This window comes from Alteromonas sp. MmMcT2-5, from assembly GCF_022348315.1.
Classification (GTDB): Bacteria; Pseudomonadota; Gammaproteobacteria; order Enterobacterales; family Alteromonadaceae; genus Alteromonas; species Alteromonas macleodii.
Map to the genome: position 1 here is coordinate 19,809 of NZ_JAKRFB010000002.1, position 17,724 is coordinate 37,532.

At 43.9% G+C, this 17,724-nt stretch carries 18 protein-coding genes; 12 read left to right on the forward strand and 6 right to left on the reverse strand.

The annotated features are described in order from the left end of the window. Positions 1-115 precede the first annotated feature (115 nt). Positions 116-751 (reverse strand): ribosome biogenesis GTP-binding protein YihA/YsxC, encoded by a 636-nt coding sequence (gene yihA, locus MHN09_RS02095; RefSeq protein ID WP_014947722.1) that lies wholly within the window; start codon positions 749-751, stop codon positions 116-118. 174 nt (positions 752-925) lie between these two features. Between yihA and MHN09_RS02100 the strand changes: the two genes are divergently transcribed. The 4 genes from MHN09_RS02100 (at position 926) to MHN09_RS02115 (ending at position 3,663) form a co-directional block, all read left to right on the forward strand. Next, positions 926-1,549 (forward strand): c-type cytochrome, encoded by a 624-nt coding sequence (locus MHN09_RS02100; RefSeq protein WP_014947721.1) that lies wholly within the window; start codon positions 926-928, stop codon positions 1,547-1,549. A 300-nt stretch (positions 1,550-1,849) separates the two neighbouring features. Next, positions 1,850-2,551: a class I SAM-dependent methyltransferase gene (locus tag MHN09_RS02105; RefSeq protein WP_080986387.1), complete on the forward strand. Its 702-nt coding sequence runs from the start codon at positions 1,850-1,852 to the stop codon at positions 2,549-2,551. A gap of 127 nt (positions 2,552-2,678) precedes the next feature. Continuing rightward, a complete protein-coding gene (gene yihI, locus MHN09_RS02110) occupies positions 2,679-3,182 on the forward strand; it encodes a Der GTPase-activating protein YihI (protein WP_014947719.1) in 504 nt (167 codons plus the stop codon). Positions 3,183-3,201: 19 nt separating this feature from the next. Continuing rightward, entirely contained in the window at positions 3,202-3,663 is a 462-nt protein-coding gene (locus tag MHN09_RS02115; protein ID WP_039222303.1) for a DUF2489 domain-containing protein, read from the forward strand. Positions 3,664-3,775: 112 nt separating this feature from the next. Here the strand turns inward: MHN09_RS02115 and MHN09_RS02120 are convergent, their stop codons facing one another. After that, entirely contained in the window at positions 3,776-4,384 is a 609-nt protein-coding gene (locus MHN09_RS02120) for a DNA-3-methyladenine glycosylase I (RefSeq protein WP_187446856.1), read from the reverse strand. Positions 4,385-4,530: 146 nt separating this feature from the next. Between MHN09_RS02120 and glyQ the strand changes: the two genes are divergently transcribed. The 3 genes from glyQ (at position 4,531) to MHN09_RS02135 (ending at position 8,046) form a co-directional block, all read left to right on the forward strand. Beyond that, positions 4,531-5,436 (forward strand): glycine--tRNA ligase subunit alpha, encoded by a 906-nt coding sequence (gene glyQ, locus MHN09_RS02125; RefSeq protein ID WP_014947716.1) that lies wholly within the window; start codon positions 4,531-4,533, stop codon positions 5,434-5,436. A 2-nt stretch (positions 5,437-5,438) separates the two neighbouring features. Next, positions 5,439-7,517 (forward strand): glycine--tRNA ligase subunit beta, encoded by a 2,079-nt coding sequence (gene glyS, locus MHN09_RS02130; RefSeq protein ID WP_239238866.1) that lies wholly within the window; start codon positions 5,439-5,441, stop codon positions 7,515-7,517. Positions 7,518-7,602: 85 nt separating this feature from the next. Then, a complete protein-coding gene (locus tag MHN09_RS02135) occupies positions 7,603-8,046 on the forward strand; it encodes a hypothetical protein (protein WP_039234509.1) in 444 nt (147 codons plus the stop codon). A gap of 171 nt (positions 8,047-8,217) precedes the next feature. On the opposite strand, the gene gyrB is transcribed toward MHN09_RS02135, so the two are convergent. The 4 genes from gyrB to dnaA all read right to left on the reverse strand — a co-directional run bounded on the left by gyrB (position 8,218) and on the right by dnaA (position 14,649). Beyond that, positions 8,218-10,638 (reverse strand): DNA topoisomerase (ATP-hydrolyzing) subunit B, encoded by a 2,421-nt coding sequence (gyrB, locus tag MHN09_RS02140; protein ID WP_239238868.1) that lies wholly within the window; start codon positions 10,636-10,638, stop codon positions 8,218-8,220. An 8-nt stretch (positions 10,639-10,646) separates the two neighbouring features. Then, positions 10,647-11,735 (reverse strand): DNA replication/repair protein RecF, encoded by a 1,089-nt coding sequence (gene recF, locus MHN09_RS02145; RefSeq protein WP_101563203.1) that lies wholly within the window; start codon positions 11,733-11,735, stop codon positions 10,647-10,649. A 125-nt stretch (positions 11,736-11,860) separates the two neighbouring features. After that, positions 11,861-12,961 carry a DNA polymerase III subunit beta gene (dnaN, locus tag MHN09_RS02150; protein WP_012516526.1) on the reverse strand — a complete coding sequence of 367 codons (1,101 nt, stop codon included), beginning with the start codon at positions 12,959-12,961 and terminating at the stop codon, positions 11,861-11,863. A gap of 32 nt (positions 12,962-12,993) precedes the next feature. After that, positions 12,994-14,649 carry a chromosomal replication initiator protein DnaA gene (gene dnaA, locus MHN09_RS02155; protein WP_049586370.1) on the reverse strand — a complete coding sequence of 552 codons (1,656 nt, stop codon included), beginning with the start codon at positions 14,647-14,649 and terminating at the stop codon, positions 12,994-12,996. 438 nt (positions 14,650-15,087) lie between these two features. Between dnaA and MHN09_RS02160 the strand changes: the two genes are divergently transcribed. The 5 genes from MHN09_RS02160 to yidC are packed head-to-tail and all read left to right on the forward strand — an operon-like array spanning position 15,088 to position 17,687. After that, a complete protein-coding gene (locus MHN09_RS02160; RefSeq protein WP_155279887.1) occupies positions 15,088-15,255 on the forward strand; it encodes a hypothetical protein in 168 nt (55 codons plus the stop codon). A gap of 20 nt (positions 15,256-15,275) precedes the next feature. After that, on the forward strand, positions 15,276-15,410 hold the full coding sequence (gene rpmH, locus MHN09_RS02165) for a 50S ribosomal protein L34 (RefSeq protein ID WP_014290886.1): 135 nt from the start codon (positions 15,276-15,278) through the stop codon (positions 15,408-15,410). A gap of 15 nt (positions 15,411-15,425) precedes the next feature. Continuing rightward, positions 15,426-15,785 carry a ribonuclease P protein component gene (gene rnpA / locus MHN09_RS02170; RefSeq protein ID WP_015000154.1) on the forward strand — a complete coding sequence of 120 codons (360 nt, stop codon included), beginning with the start codon at positions 15,426-15,428 and terminating at the stop codon, positions 15,783-15,785. Then, entirely contained in the window at positions 15,770-16,018 is a 249-nt protein-coding gene (gene yidD, locus MHN09_RS02175; protein ID WP_014951464.1) for a membrane protein insertion efficiency factor YidD, read from the forward strand. Before rnpA ends, yidD begins: the two co-directional genes overlap by 16 nt. Positions 16,019-16,028: 10 nt before the next feature. Continuing rightward, positions 16,029-17,687 (forward strand): membrane protein insertase YidC, encoded by a 1,659-nt coding sequence (gene yidC / locus MHN09_RS02180; RefSeq protein ID WP_171337503.1) that lies wholly within the window; start codon positions 16,029-16,031, stop codon positions 17,685-17,687. The last annotated feature ends 37 nt before the right edge of the window (positions 17,688-17,724 follow it).

A 17,724-nucleotide genomic window follows, 5' to 3' on the forward strand; every position in this document is an offset into this window, starting at 1 on the left:
TGTGTTTTCTCTCAGTTTACGCCTCGCTCTATGCGGGGCGTTCTTTTTTCTAACACCCCATCATACCTATCCATCGGGCACGTCAGATCAGCACAAACGGTAAGGGTGAATTGCGCTACTGTACTTCGCTATCAGACTCTTCTGTTTCGTCTTGTTTATCTAAGCCAAACCACGTATCCAAAATACGCTCTAATTCGGGTAACCCGTGCTTATTTAATGACGAGAAGGTTTGCACGGTAACATCGCCCATAAATGCCATCGCAGCTTCACGCGCCATTAACAGCTGTGCCTTTCGCTTACCGCTTTTAAGTTTGTCGGCCTTAGTAAGTAATGCCAGTACAGGAATATTTGACGCTACTGCCCAATGGATAAGATCTTGGTCTAAATCTTTGAAGGGGTGACGAATATCCATTAAAACGACTAATCCTTTAAGGGACTTGCGCTTTTGAAGATATTCACCAAGTGACGCCTGCCACTTCTTTTTCATGGCTACTGGCACTTTTGCAAAGCCATATCCTGGCAAATCAACCAAGCGTAAGTCTTCTTCTAATTCAAAGACGTTGATCAATTGGGTGCGACCCGGTGTTTTACTGGTTCTTGCCAAGTTCTTCTGACGAGTTAACGTGTTAAGTGCACTCGATTTACCCGCATTAGAGCGGCCCGCGAACGCTACTTCAATTCCGGTATCATTCTTTAAATGACGAATATCAGGTGCGCTCGTAAAGAATTTTGCTTTGGTGTAATACGACATCTAGACTTACCTCCACATGCGTCTCAACCTTCGGTTTACAGTTTTTTAATGAATAAACCAACTAAAAACCATAGTTTTATCATGGAATAGGTTTTTCTGACGCGTTAAATGTGTAAAATACGCATGATATCACGTATATCACGCGAGCCGTTGGATCCATTTAAGAGATTTATTATGAAAAAACTGTGTTTGTTGGTATGTATGTCTTTAGGTTTAAGCGCAACTGCTATGGCAGAAGGCGACGCCGAGGCAGGTAAAGCGAAATCTGCAGTATGTGCAGCCTGTCATGGCCCTGATGGCAACAGCATGATTGACATGAACCCAAAGATTGCTGGCCAGCATGAGAAGTACATTGTTAAGCAATTAACCGAATTTAAACTTGCCTCTCAAACAGGTGGCGAGGAAGGTCGTAACAATGCTGTGATGAACGGCATGGCTGCCCCACTTTCAGAGCAAGACATGAAAGACCTAGCCGCTTATTTCTCAAGCCAAGAGCCAAAGGCGGGTGAAACACCAGAGCAATACGTTGAAGCTGGCCGTGCATTGTACCAAGGTGGCGACGAGTCTCGAGGCGTAACTGCATGTATCGCGTGTCACGGTCCTAAGGGCAACGGCATGGGCTTAGCAGGTTTCCCGGATATCAGCGGTCAACATGCAACTTACACTGCAGCTCAATTGAAAGCATTCCGTTCAGGCCAACGTCACAATGACATGAATGGCATGATGCGTGATATTGCGATGAAATTAACCGACGAAGATATTGAGATTTTATCTAACTATATCGCGGGCTTACACTAAGCATTACCGTTTTTGCACATTGTTGTTAAAAATTTGTTACCGAAAAAGTTGTATTTTGAAATTATTCGTGTAATCTAACGGCGTAGTTTGTAGGTGCCTTTGAAAAGCTACAAGCTAAATAACAAGAATAATAATAAAAATGCAGCATGGAAGACGGGATAAAGAGCCACGAGGGCCAAAAACAACAATACAGCTCTGCTAACAATAAAAATAAGGGGAGCACGGCTAGGGAAGCAAAATACACATAGAAGTGTATAACGGGAGAGGTGTCATCTGACACTCATACAATGTAAGGTGATGGTGAGAACCATCACCTTTTTCTTTTTTAAGCCCCTTATTATTGTTCACTTTCCTATGTACTGTCCTTTATGCAAAAGCGCTAACGCGCCATCTCACTATCACTCAGATAAAAAGCGCGATTACCTCCAATGCAATCAATGCAAACTCGTTTATGTTTCTCCTGAATTCTTGCCATCTAAAGAAGTAGAAAAGCAGGAGTATGACCTTCACGAGAATAGCTTTGAAGACGAAGGGTATCGAAAGTTTTTAGGAAAGGTTTTAACGCCACTTACACCTTTTATAAAAGACATGAAATTTGGTGAACTCCGAGGACTAGACTTTGGCTGTGGCCCTGCGCCTGTTTTAGCAAGTATGCTGGAAGAAGAAGGCGTTAGGATGAATATGTACGATCCCTTCTATGCACACAACTTATCGGTACTTGAGCAAAGCTATGACATAGTGACATGTACAGAGGCTATAGAACACTTTCACGCCCCTCATGTGGAATGGGCGCTTTTTAACAAACTTGTAGCTTCTGGTGGCGTTCTTGCCATCATGACCAAGCGCGTACTTGATAAAGCCAGGTTTGCAAATTGGCACTATAAAAACGACGTCACCCACGTTAGCTTTTTCAGCGAAGCAACCTTTCAATATTTGGCACAACGAGATGGCTATGATGTCACTTTTCCTGCCAGCGATGTCGTTCTATTGAGAAAGCGCTGAAACAAATTCCCGTAATACTTTATGTTCCCCGTATTGATTTTGCACTGCATACCCAAAGATCAATACGTAGACACTAATTCGCGCTATAATAGCGCTGTTTTTTCACTCTCTTTGTTATTTGGAAATTATGGCACGTTCAAAGAAATCACGTAAAGTCGGCCTAATCGGCGTTCGTAAAGATCCTGACTTTAAACCAAGCGAAAACCGTAAATCAGACTCGCCTCGCCCTAAAAAGCATAAAGGTAAGCCCGCTGGTAATCGCCACAATGTTGAACAGAAAAAAGTGACGGGCAAAAAGAGTGCAGAGAATAAAGATCCGCGCCACGGCAGTAAAAAGCCTATTCAGCTTGTAAAAGCAGTGACGCCCACCCCTGCTCAAAAGAAAAAGTACGCCACACCAGCCCAAGAACTGGCAGCGCTTGAAGCAGATCAACGCTTGTCAGATTTACTCGACAAACTTGACGACGATAAACCGCTCACCCGTGAGCAACAAGCTTATGTCGACGAGAAAATGGCACGCCACCGCATTCTTTGTGATCTATTAGGAATAGTAGAAGAGGATGATGAAGACGACGATATGGATCCGTTTAATGATTTAGACGCTATTAATATCGACGACTTTAAGCACTAATAAAAAACGGGAAAGAGTCATGCTTTGGGCAGTACTTTCAGGCATCGCGCTACTAATTATTCTTGCGCTAGGTTTTTACGCAGGCAAACTGCTGTTTATGTTAAAACAACAAAAAGAGCGACAAGAAGCGGCAAGGCAGTCGCGCGTAGCCACTATAACCGACAGTATTATAGTAATAGCTAAGGCGATGGAGCAGCAGCAATGTGATTTGTCAGAAGGCGTAATTCGCATCGTGAACTTGCTTAACGCGCTTCCAATAAGTACTCCGCCTGATTTTAAAGCGCAGTATCCCAACATTCATGCACTATTCACAGAGGTAAGCGGTTTTGCGATTTTAGAAGCAAGGCAACAGCTACCTAAGAATGAGCGAAGAAAGCAAGATATCGCTCGCGAGCAGATTGAATCGGAATACGAATCTAAGGTGCTGGACGAATTACCACCGCTGAAGGCGTATTGTGAGACACTCGTAGCCACTAAATAACGAGTAAGCGCGACGCTGATTTAAAAGATAAAAACTAATGCAATCAATATCGAAAATGGCCGAGTACAGTATGTAGTCGGCCATTTTTTTAACCCGGTTACCTTTGCCTATGTCACTTTATCGCGAGCTCGCAGGTACGTTCGTAACAATGACACCCTACTTCGTGGTCATTGACCATACCCACAGCTTGCATAAAAGCATAGCAAATCGTTTCACCTACAAAATTAAATCCGTGCTTTTTAAGTGCTTTTGACATTGCTTTAGACGCATCAGTTGATGTGGGTGCTTGCCTGAAGTCTTCCCACGCATTAATGACCGTACGTCCATCTGTAAATTGCCAAATAAAATCACTGAATGGCTGCGACGCTTCAATAGCTAAAAAACCCTTGGCATTTTTGATAACCGACTCTATTTTGAGCTTGTTTCTGATTATGCCGCTGTCTTGCATAAGTCTGTCGACATCATCGGGGCCCATTTTCGAAATTTTCTCAGGGTCGAACTGGTAGAATGCCTGTTCAAAATTCTGCTGTTTTTTCAAAATGGTCAGCCAAGATAAACCAGCCTGCTGTCCATCGAGGCATAACTTAGCAAACAACGCGCGACTATCTAGCTCGGGTACCCCCCATTCGTTATCATGATACGCTAAATAAATAGGGTCGCTGCTTACCCAACCGCAGCGATGCAAAGGCATATTTTTTTCTATTTTTGTTTGATTGGGCATGGCTTAAGATTAAATCCTTGTTGTGAAGTGGCATATTGGCTTTATTCGTGACGTTTTTTCACCCTTTACACCTACATACTATGCCTCACAAATTGTATACTATCCCACCTTTATTTTAAGTCAGATAACTAATAAGCAGCGGATGTATGCAGAAATACGATATTAAGACCTTTCAAGGGTTGATCCTTGCGCTTCAAGATTATTGGGCGCGTCAGGGCTGCGTTATTATTCAGCCTCTGGATATGGAAGTGGGTGCCGGTACTTTTCACCCTATGACGTTCCTACGTTCTTTAGGTCCAGAGCCAATGAGTAGCGCCTATGTTCAACCGTGCCGTAGACCGACCGATGGTCGTTACGGTGAGAACCCAAACCGCTTACAACATTACTATCAGTTCCAAGTAATGCTTAAGCCTTCACCTGACAATATTCAGGAGTTGTACTTGGGCTCTTTGAAAGAGTTAGGTTTCGATCCGCTGGTTCATGACATTCGCTTCGTAGAAGACAACTGGGAATCACCCACGCTTGGTGCATGGGGTCTAGGTTGGGAAGTGTGGCTAAACGGCATGGAAGTAACTCAGTTTACGTACTTCCAGCAGGTAGGCGGTCTAGAGTGTAAGCCTGTTACCGGCGAAATTACCTACGGCTTAGAGCGACTCGCCATGTACGTTCAAGGTGTCGATAGTATCTACGACCTGGTTTGGACTGACGGCCCTATGGGCAAAGTGACCTATGGCGATGTGTTCCATCAAAACGAAGTAGAACAATCGACGTATAACTTCGAACACGCCAATGTTGAAGCTTTATTTAGAACCTTCGACGAATGTGAAGCAGAAAGCAAAAAGCTTATCGAAAACAACCTTCCACTTCCTGCCTATGAGCAGGTTATGAAGGCGTCACACGCATTTAACTTGCTTGATGCTCGTCATGCTATCTCAGTGACCGAACGCCAGCGCTATATTCTTCGCGTTCGAACGCTAGCCAAAGCGTGTGCAGAAAGCTATTACCAAGCACGTGAAGCACTTGGCTTCCCACTATGTAACAAGGAGGCATAAGCGTGCGTACAGAAAATTGTTTAGTTGAATTAGGTACTGAAGAACTCCCACCAAAAGCGCTTAAGTCTTTAGGTGAAGCCTTCGCCACGCAGTTTGAAGCTGCGCTTACGCAAGCTGACTTAAGCTTTGATTCAGTCAGCTGGTTTGCAGCCCCTCGCCGCTTAGCCGTTTATGTTTCAGGTCTTGCTGAAGGTCAGGCTGACAAAGTAGTAGAGAAACGCGGCCCAGCAGTATCAGCCGCGTTTGACGCCGACGGTAATCCCACTAAAGCAGCACAAGGTTGGGCTCGCGGTAACGGCATTGACGTTGCTGACGCAGAACGCCTTGTAACTGACAAAGGAGAGTGGTTACTTCATAAAGCCCACGTTCCAGGGCAATTAGTTGCAGAGCTTCTAGAAGGGCTGATAAACCAAGCGGTAAGCAAGCTACCTATTCCAAAGCCAATGCGTTGGGGTAATTACAACACTCAGTTTATACGCCCGGTTCACACCCTTTGCGTGCTTTACGGAAGCGAAGTGGTTAACGTTTCTGTATTGGGCCTAACAAGCGGCCGCGTTGTTCAGGGTCACCGATTCCACGGCGAAGGTCGCTTTGAACTGGATCATGCTGACAATTACGCCTCTGCCCTAGAGCAACAATATGTGCTGGCAGATTTTGAGGCGCGTAAAGATAAAGTGCGTCAGCAGCTTGAAGACGCAGCGCAAAGCTTGTCGCTTAAGCCAGACTATAATGAAGACTTACTAGAAGAAATCGCGTCACTTGTAGAGTGGCCGGTTGTACTTCAAGCTGGTTTTGATGAGGCTTTCTTGGCAGTACCGAAAGAAGCGCTTATCTATACCATGAAAGACGACCAAAAATATGTGCCGCTGCTAGATAGCGATGGTGCACTTTCAAACACTTTCTTATTCGTAACGAATATCGAAAGTCGCGATGCGTCTCAAGTTATTTCTGGCAATGAAAAGGTTATCCGCCCTCGTCTTGCAGACGCTGAGTTCTTCTTTAACAGCGATAAAAAGACGACATTAGAAAGCCGCCTTGAAAGCTTAGAAACCGTGTTGTTCCAAAAACAGCTTGGTACGCTAAAAGAAAAGTCTGAGCGTATATCTGCCCTATCGGCGTTTATCGCGTCGCAAATAGATGCGAATGAAACACAAGCTGCACGAGCAGGTCTTCTAGCTAAAACCGACTTGATGTCGAACATGGTTATGGAGTTCCCTGACGTTCAAGGTGTTATGGGTAAATACTATGCGCTAAACGACGGTGAAGATGCGCCCGTTGCAGAAGCACTGTATGAACAATACATGCCGCGTTTTGCTGGTGACGCACTTCCTAGTTCAGGCGTTAGCGCGTCGGTCGCGCTTGCTGACAAACTAGATACTCTTGTGGGTATTTTTGGTATTGGCCAGTTACCTAAGGGTGATAAAGACCCATTTGCGCTTCGTCGTGCAGCTATCGGTATATTACGTATTGTCACTGAGCTGTCACTGCCGCTAGATCTTGAAACGTTAGTAAGCAAAGCTATCGATGTGTATGGCGATAAGTTAACGAATGCAGAAACACAATCTCAGGTTGTTGATTTTGTATTGGGTCGATTTACTGCGCTCCTACAAGATCAAGCTATCGCCATTGACGTTATTCAGGCCGTTGCTGCTCGTCGCCCTACTAAGCCAGCTGACTACTTAGCCCGAGTTCATGCGGTAGATAAGTTCAGAGCATTGGAAGAAGCCGAAGCGCTAGCTGCCGCTAACAAGCGTGTTGCAAACATCCTTGCTAAGCAGAACGTTGAAGTGACAGACACAGTGAATATTGATGAGTCACTGTTAGCTGAAGAAGCTGAAAAAGCGCTTTACGTTGAGCTGAAAGCCGCACAGAAAGAAGTTGATATTGCTGTTCCTTCACAGGACTACACGCGTATTCTTACTGCGCTTGCAACCTTACGTAATGTAATCGATAACTTCTTCGATAACGTAATGGTTATGGCTGATGACGAAGCGGTTAAAAATAACCGACTTGCTTTACTGTCGCTTTTAAGGCAACTTTTCCTTACTACCGCAGATATATCTATTCTCGCGAAGTCGTAGGCTAGTAAGAGTTAATGCGGTTTTATGCCGCGAAAAACAAAGAGCCCAGCCTTAACGTTGGGCTTTTTTTATAAATGGAGACGCTGTGAAAAAGTTACTAACTATTGCTTCTATGTGCATAGCACTTTCAGCATGCTCAAGCAGTGGAAGTTTTAAAATTCCAGAAATAGCACCGGACGTGCCTCGCATTCAATTCGAAAACATGTTCCTAAGAGGTGTATTTAACTGGTGGGAGGCTGACCCAAGTTACAAGTTCAAACGATCAAATTCAGGCTGGACAGTGGACGTTGAACTCATAGCCGACGGACAACCTTATGATTTTAGGTTGTCCGATGCAAAATGGACGCCCTCACAAAGCTGTGGCGGCAAATATAAAGGGCAGCCTGTAATGTTAGGCTCCACTGTTTATTTAGTCTGTGAACAGGGCTCAGAGAACTTGCAATTTACCCCCTCCTCAACTGGCACCTATCGCTTTACAGCAACAGCAGCAAGTGCGGGGGAAGTCGCTCTGGTTGTTTCTAAAGTTTAGACTTGAGTGCCGTGTAGTAGTAGCGGCATTCACCAAGCTTTTTTCATTGTAAAGACTCTTGCCTCACGTTCAATGCCAATAAAAAGTTCTCTGTTTTGTACGAGTAATTCACCTGAGCTTAGGCAAAAAAAAAGCGACCCGTTGGTCGCTTTTTTCAAATAAATAAAAGCTCTACACGTCTAAGTTTTCCACTTTCAGCGCGTTAGCTTCGATAAACTCTCGACGAGGCTCAACTTGGTCACCCATCAATGTAGTGAACAGCTGGTCACAACCAATGGCATCCTCAATGGTAACTTGTAGCATACGGCGGCTTTCAGGATCCATGGTGGTTTCCCAGAGTTGCTCAGGGTTCATTTCACCTAGCCCTTTATAGCGCTGAATGTATTGGCCGCGTTTCGCTTCGTTCATTAGCCACTCTAGTGCTTCTTTGAAAGACTCAACTGGCTGTCTACGCTCGCCACGCTGAATGTAGGCGTCTTTGCCCATCATGTCGTTAATGGCAAGGTTAAGCTCTTTAAGACGCTGGTATTCCGACGACTCGATGAACTCATGATCGATAATGTACTCATAATCAATTCCGTGCATACGCATAATGATTGTAATGTAGTACTCGCTAAGCTCAGCATCAGTGCGAATTTCATAACGGTATGTAGCACCATCGTTTTCGCGCTCTGTAAGCTGCTCTACGAAGTGTTTCGCCACATGCTCTAGTGCAGACTCATCTTTAAGGTCTTCAAGGTTTAGCGTAGGCGTGTAAAGCATTCTGTAGAGGATAGATGCAGGCATAAGACGTTTCATACGTGCAATCATCTTCTCTACCGATTGGTACTGCTTAACAAGGTTTTCAAGGCCTACACCACTAATACCTGGGTCTTTATCGCTGGTGTGCAAAGACGCACCGTCAATTGCGATTGATGTTAGGTAGTTAATTAGCGCATCGTCATCTTTAAGATACTGCTCTTGTTTACCCTTCTTCACTTTGTATAGCGGTGGCTGTGCAATATATACATATCCACGCTCAATGATTTCAGGCATTTGACGATAGAAAAATGTGAGTAGAAGCGTACGAATGTGAGAACCATCTACGTCAGCATCGGTCATGATAATGATGCTGTGATAGCGTAATTTTTCAGGGTCATACTCGTCACGACCGATACCACAACCTAGTGCCGTGATAAGCGTCGCAACTTCCTGAGAAGAAAGCATCTTATCAAAACGCGCTTTCTCAACGTTTAGGATTTTACCTTTAAGCGGCAGAATAGCTTGGTTTTTACGGTTACGACCCTGCTTAGCTGAACCCCCCGCAGAGTCACCCTCCACTATGTATAATTCACTAAGTGCAGGATCTTTTTCCTGACAGTCAGCTAGCTTACCCGGCAGACCAGCCAAATCTAGCGCACCTTTACGGCGTGTCATTTCACGGGCCTTTCGTGCAGCTTCACGAGCACGAGCAGCATCAATAATCTTACCCGCAATAATTTTACTTTCTGCAGGGTTTTCTAATAAGAACTCTGCTAGCTTTTCATTCATTGCCGATTCGACAGCTGGACGAACTTCAGAAGATACAAGCTTATCTTTAGTCTGTGAGCTGAATTTCGGATCTGGTACTTTAACGGAAATAACCGCGGTTAGACCTTCACGCGCGTCGTCACCACTGGCATTCGTTTTAGCCTTTTTGTTCAGGCCTTCCTTTTCCATGTAGTTATTCAATGTACGCGTCAACGCTCCACGGAAGCCCGCCAAATGAGTACCGCCGTCGCGCTGAGGAATATTGTTGGTGAAACAGAACACGTTTTCTTGGAAGCTATCGTTCCATTGCATCGCTACTTCTACTGCAATACCGTCTTCTTGTTCACTGCTGAAATGAAACACTTTCTGGTGAACAGGTGTTTTCTTTTCATTTAGGTACTCAACGAAAGCTTTGATACCACCTTCGTACATGAAGTGGTCTTCTTTTCCATCGCGTTCGTCTTTCAAGCGAATAGACACACCAGAGTTCAAAAATGATAGTTCACGAAGACGTTTAGCAAGAATATCGTAGTGGTAAAGCGTATCTGTGAAGGTGTCTGAACTTGGCCAGAAACGGATCATAGTTCCCGTTTTGTCAGTATCGCCTGTTACGGCTAGTGGCGCCTGTGGAACACCATGATGATATTCTTGTTCATGCGCTTTACCGCCGCGACGAATACGAAGCTTCAGACGGCTTGAAAGTGCATTTACTACTGATACACCTACACCGTGCAAACCGCCCGATACTTTATAAGAGTTATCGTCGAACTTACCGCCGGCGTGAAGAACCGTCATAATAACTTCAGCTGCAGACACACCCTCTTCTGGGTGCATTTCAGTTGGTATACCACGTCCATCGTCAGACACAGATACTGAGCCATCGCTGTGAATGAGCACAGTAATCTCAGAACAATGTCCAGCAAGTGCTTCATCGATAGAGTTATCGACCACCTCGAAAACCATGTGGTGTAATCCGGTACCATCATCAGTATCACCGATATACATACCAGGACGCTTTCTTACGGCATCTAATCCTTTAAGTACTTTAATACTGGACGAGTCGTAGTTGTTCTCTGCTGACATACTAGCTTTTACTCCTCTTTCACGTTTCCATGTTCCACGTGAAACATTTTCTTTTCGTTGTATTTTTGTATAAAAGCGAGCTGCGTGGATTCTATTGCAGTAACGAAAACCTGCGTATCCATTTTGAGCAACCCATCAATAAATTGTTCTCTTTTATCGGCATCTAGTTCGGCACCTACATCATCAAGTAAAAAGATACTTTTACGCTGCGTTGCCTTATTAAATAGCTTAGTCTGTGACATTTGAAGCGCTGCCACAGCCATTCTAAGCTGCCCTCTCGATAAAAGCTCCTGGGCGTTTACTCCATTCACTTTAAGCCTTAAATCGGCTTTATGGGGCCCAGAAGAGGTATGTCCTATTTTACCATCATACTCACGTTTTTTAACTAGGCTTTCTGATAAACCGACATCTTTTTCCCACCCTTTATAGTAACTTAATTCCACATCGAAGTTAGGAAGAAATTCTTGCGCATATTGCTTAAAAATAGGCGTAAGGGTATCCACATATTCCTGACGCGTAGCCGATAGAGATTCACCTAGTTCTGAGAACTGAGACTCCCAATATTGATTTTGTGGTGCGCTTAAATTTGCCTGCTGTTTCAGTAAGGCATTTCTATGTTTTAAAAATTTACCATACTGATTAGCAAGTGATTGAAACTGATGTTCCACGTGAAACAATCCCCAATCACAAAAACGTCGACGCTCGGAAGGCGAACCAATTATAAGGTCAGTACTCTGCGGAGTAAAAAGTTGAAGTGGTACCAAGCTAACTAAATCTGATAACTTATTTGAATGTTCACCGTTAATACTACAGGTGAATGTCTCATTTCTACTTCGTTGAAAACCTAGCTTTAATTCATCCCCTTCTTCAGTTTTGCATGACGCGAAAACACTGAAGCTGTCCTTCTCATTTTGAATAACCGAACTGTGTTTATTTGTTCTAAAAGAACGTCCAAAGCCCAGGTAATAAAGTGCTTCGATTAACGAGGATTTTCCACTCCCATTCACGCCTTTAATGATAGTCAACGCTGGTGAAGGAGAAAGTGATACGGAAGTAAGATTACGAAACTGTGTAATCTGGACGCGGTCCAGTTTCATGAGGTCACACTGATGAAAGAAAAGAAGCGAGGAGTATCAACACTCATCGCTTCTTGAATTGATAATTTAAATAACAAAATAACGTGGAATATGCGAAACGCTGCAAACACTTAATGTAGTAGTGACTACAGTCGCATTGGCATAATAACGTATAACGCGGCGTCATCAGCATCATCTTCGATTAGCGCACTTGCGTTTGAGTCTGATAGGCTAACTTTAACACCATCAGATCCAAGCGCATTCAACACGTCAATTAAATAGGCAACGTTAAAGCCAATTTCTAAATCGTCACCTTGATATTGAACATCAACGATTTCTTCCGCTTCTTCTTGCTCTGGGTTATTAGCCGTTATCTTAAGCTCACCAGAAGACAAGTTTAATCGTACGCCTCTAAACTTTTCGTTAGATAGAATGGCCGCACGTGAAAATGCTTCTTTTAATACGGCTTTACTCGCAATAATTTCCTTGTCGCCATTTTGAGGTAAAACACGGCGATAATCAGGAAATCTGCCATCAACTAATTTCGAAGTGAAAATGAAATCGTTTGAGAAAATTCGAAGATGGTTGGCGCCTATTTGCACCTTAAGAGATTTATCATCTTCGCTAATAAGACGAGAAATTTCTAACACGCCTTTACGTGGAATAATCACCTGACGAGATGGCAAAGCGGTCTCGTAGTTTAGGCGACAAAGAGCAAGACGGTGACCGTCTGTTGCAACGGTACGAATGATATTCTCTTCCGTTTCAAGGGACATACCATTTAAGTAATAACGTACGTCTTGTTGAGCCATTGAAAAGCTCGTTGCATCGATAAGACGTTTTAGATCACTGCACGATAATTCAAACTCAACTTCACCTTCCCAGTCTTCTAAATTTGGGTAGTCGTTGGCAGATAAAGTAGAAAGCGTATAACGACCTCGACCGGCACGAATAAGTGCTTTGCTGCCGTCTAACGAGAAATGAATATCTGTTCCTTCAGAAATACCGCGAATAATATCAAACAGCTTTTTAGCAGGAACAGTAATTTCACCTTCCGTGAATTCACCTTCTAATTTCACGCTAGAAATTAGTTCTACCTCTAAATCTGTACCAGTAAGCCAAAGTGCGTCCTCACTTACTTTGATGAGAACATTGGAAAGAATTGGCAGTGTGTGTCTACGCTCTACAGCACCAGATACCAACTGTAGGGGTTGTAAAAATTGTTCGCGGCTTATAGTAAATTTCATCGCAGTGCTATCTCGCCTCTAAGGTCGTGGTGTTAGGAAGACAAAGTCCTAATGAGGTTCTTATAGTCCTCTTTTATATCATGACTTTCTTCTCTTAGCTGCTCTATTTTTCTACAAGCGTGTAAAACCGTAGTGTGGTCTCGTCCACCAAACGCGTTTCCTAGTTCAGGTAAACTGTGGTTGGTAAGTTCTTTGGCCAGCGCCATCGCGACTTGGCGAGGACGCGCCACACTACGACTACGTCGTTTAGACAAAATATCAGCTACTTTTATCTTATAATAATCTGCGACGGTTTTCTGAATATTATCAACGGTTACCAATTTTTCTTGAAGTGCGAGAAGGTCTCGAAGCGCTTCACGAACGAAATCAATAGTGATAGGGCGACCGGTAAAGTTTGCGTTAGCAATAACACGGTTAAGTGCACCCTCGAGCTCACGTACGTTTGAACGCAATCGCTTAGCTATAAAGAACGCCACTTCATTAGGTAAGTGAATCCGGTTCTCTGCCGCTTTGCGCATCAAAATAGCCACTCGGGTTTCAAGCTCTGGTGGCTCTATAGCAATAGTTAAACCCCAACCGAAGCGCGATTTCAATCGATCCTCTACCCCATCAATCTCTTTAGGATATCTATCAGAAGTAAGTATGATTTGTTGGTTACCTTCAAGAAGCGCATTGAACGTGTGGAAGAACTCTTCTTGTGAACGCTCTTTATTAGCAAAGAATTGAATATCATCGATAAGTAACGCATCAACGCTGCGATAGAAGCGCTTAAAGTCCTCTATAGCGTTATTTTGTAGTGCCTTAACCATATCCTGCACGAAACGCTCTGAATGCATATACACAATTTTAGCGTCACCGTTATTAGCTACGATGCCATTACCCACTGCATGTAATAAGTGAGTTTTACCTAAGCCCGTACCACCGTAAATGAACAGTGGGTTGTAAGAACCGCCTGGGTTATTTGCAACTTGAGTTGCAGCCGCACGTGCTAGCTGGTTAGATTTACCTTCGACAAAGTTGTCGAATTGATAAGTCGGATTAATATTACTTTTATGCTTCATCGCCTCAGGGATCGGGATCACTTTCGGCGGTGTAGACGATCTTGGCGCTTGATCTGCGTATGCATTATATCCATTACGGTCGTGGTTTTGCGCACCGCGATCATTTAGATCCATACCCTGTGTGTATGAAGGTGATTTTGAAAACGCATTGTTTTGTCCTTGATCACCCGCTTGGCTTGCCGATGATGGCATACCGCTATTCGACATTGGTGAATAAGACGATGTGTGCTGCCCATTACTGCCGCTGTGAACAGGCTGATTACTAGGATTATAGTTCTGATACCCTTGACCGCCCGCAGGTGCACTAGGCTTACTTGGTTGATTATTAGGCGTATTTGGAGCAGGCGAAGATCCGCTGGTACTTACAGGCTGACTACGGCTTACGCTGTGACGATTCATCACTTCTAAACGCAATTGTGGTGCGTCACTTCCGGCAAACTCTTTTAGTAGTGCGGTAATATTATTCAGGTACTTGTCTCTTACCCAATCAAGTACAAAACGATTGGGAGCATAGAGTGCAACCACGCCTTGTTGTTCTTCACAAACAAGCGGTCGTATCCACATACTAAACTGCTGCGTTGGTAATTCTTGACGCAATCTTTCAAGGCATTGGTTCCACAAGGACATGGTACGTAGTTAGCTCCCGTAACTCGCTAGAAAAACCAACTCCTGAAAAGCCAAGCATAAAGAAAGCAGGCACTAAAAAGCGCCATTAGAAGAAAATAGCGTTGGAAGTGTTGGGTAGCAGCGAGAAATTAAGTTATCGTTTTAATCGCTGTGGATTATCTTACTTTATCAACACAATGTAAATGGCGATCCCGATCGATCTTTTCGATCAAAACAACAAGCAACTGATTAGCAAGCTTTTTTCTTTTAGATCAAATCAAACTATAACGAGAAAAATTCATTCTAAATTTGTGCTAAAAAACCGTTAGATCACCTTGCTTTTTATATATATCTCTGTGTTTTTCACAACGCACTGTGGATAACCTAACCAAATTTTACGCGTTATTCACAGACGATTTGTACGAAAACTGCGTTATCGATTAAGCTATCGATTAGAAAATGCAAAAATTGTTCACTTATTCATCCGAAAAGCGAGAATATGCATTGACAGCACGCCCCGAGATCTCTAGAATTCAGCGTCCTTTTTCGATGGGCTTTTCTGGTGAAAACACCACATTGTTCTGGCAACAGCATAATGTGTTACCAAAAACGCCTATGTTTAACTAAATATAAGTGAGACTTTGGTCATGAAAAGAACATTTCAACCGAGCAATCTAAAGCGCAAGCGTTCTCACGGTTTTCGTGCTCGTATGGCGACTAAAAATGGTCGTAAAGTACTAGCAGCTCGCCGTGCAAAAGGCCGCGCTCGTCTTTCAGCTTAATTGAAAGACGCCAAAGTGGGCGAGAATAATTTTTCTAGGGAGTTACGTCTGTTAACTCCCACCCACTTTACCTATGTGTTTGATAACGCAACCCCAGCTGTATCTCCCTCTTTTACTGTCCTAGCCAGAAAAAATACACTTTCAACTCCTCGTTTAGGCATTACGCTCGCGAAAAAACGTATCCGTAAAGCTCACGATAGAAATCGTTTGAAGCGATTAGTCAGAGAAAGTTTTAGGCATAAACAGCACAACTTACCCAATGTCGATATTATCGTTATTGGCAAGTCTGGCGCTGACAACCTTAGCAACCAAGAAGTTTTCGCTACATTGGACAAGCTATGGAAAAAATTAAACAAGCGTTGCGGCAACTCTTAATTGCAGTGCCTTTGGCATTGATAAAATTCTATCAATGGTTCATTTCCCCTATGTTAGGGCAACGATGTCGTTTCCATCCTTCTTGTTCTTGGTATGCTATAGACGCATTAAAAACGCACGGATTAGTAAAAGGCGGTTGGTTATCTATTAAACGCATATTAAAATGCCACCCTTTGCATGCCGGCGGATATGATCCAGTGCCGGAAAAACAACAAGATAAACACTCAAAATAAAGAGACCTCTATGGAATCGCAACGTAGTTTTCTGATAATTGGCCTTGCGCTAGTTAGCTTTTTGCTTTGGCAATCATGGCAAAAAGATTATGGGCCACAGCCAGTTGTGCCTGTTGAGCAACAACAAACGCAAGAGACATCACAAGGCGTACCGTCATTTAATGAAAATGGCAGCGAAGATGTACCTAGTAGTGATAGCGTTCCTGCTGCACAACCTATCGCAGCGGCGCAAAGCTCAAACCGCATTATTGAAGTAAAAACCGATACGCTCGATTTACGCATCGATTTGCTAGGCGGCGATGTAGTATCAGCAGACTTACTGAAGTTTCCGGTAGAGCAAGGTTCGGATATTCCTTACAGCCTACTTCGCTCTGGCAACGGTCTTTATGTAGCGCAAAGTGGCCTAATCGGTGCTCAAGGGCCTGATGCAAGCAGCAGTGGCCGCCCGGTGTATAATGCACAAAGTGACTATTATGAAATGACTGGCGACACCCTTGTTATTCCTCTTACATGGAAAAACAACCAAGGCTTGTCAGTTACCAAAACCTTCACTTTCACTAAAGGTCAGTACGACGTAAACGTAAGCTATAGCGTGGAAAATGGTACTGGCAGCGCAGCAACGGTTCAACCGTACGCACAGCTTAAGCAAGTGATGGAGTTTGAAGACGACAGCAACATGTTTATGCCAACGTACCGTGGTGCTGCATATTCAACAGAAGATGACCGCTACCAGAAGTACTCGTTCGACGAGATTGAAGATGACAACCTACGCGAAACCACGAAAGCGGGTTGGGTTGGCATGCTTGAACATTACTTTGTATCAGCATGGGTACCTTCACAAGAGCAAACTAACACGCTTTATTCTCGTAACCTGAAAAATCAGTATGCGGTAATTGGTGTATTATCGCCGTCTGAAAGCGTAGCGCCTGGTGAAACCAAAACCCTTGCATCTACCCTTTACATGGGTCCTAAAGATCAAGAAAGCCTAGCGAAGATTGCGCGCGGATTAGACCTAACCGTTGATTACGGTATTCTTTTCTGGATTTCACAGCCGCTGTTCGCCCTTCTTACCTTCCTTCATAGCCTAGTTAATAACTGGGGTGTGGCAATTATCCTTATCACTATTGTAGTAAAAGGCGCGATGTACTGGCTAACTAAGAAGCAATACGAGTCAATGGCACGTATGCGCAACTTAGCACCTAAGATGCAGCAGCTAAAAGACCGTTTTGGCGACGACAGACAAAAAATGTCTCAAGCTATGATGGAGCTTTACCGCAAAGAGAAAGTAAACCCTATGGGCGGTTGCTTACCTCTTCTTCTGCAAATGCCAATCTTCCTTGCGCTTTATTGGGTACTAATGGAAAGTGTTGAACTACGCCATGCAGACTTTGTGCTTTGGATCACTGACCTTTCTACAAAAGACCCATACTTTGTGCTGCCAATTCTAACTGGCGCAAGTATGTACCTATTGCAAAAACTTCAGCCAACCACCATTACTGATCCAATGCAGCAGAAAATCATGCAATGGATGCCGGTAGCAATGAGTGTATTCTTCCTGTGGTTCCCTGCAGGTCTGGTACTATACTGGCTAGTCAGTAACGTGATTACCTTGGTTCAAGCCAAAATGATTTATGCTTCAATGGAGAAGCGGGGCATCAGCAGTAAATAACACGCTGATCAATGAATTATACAGCCCGCCTATGCGG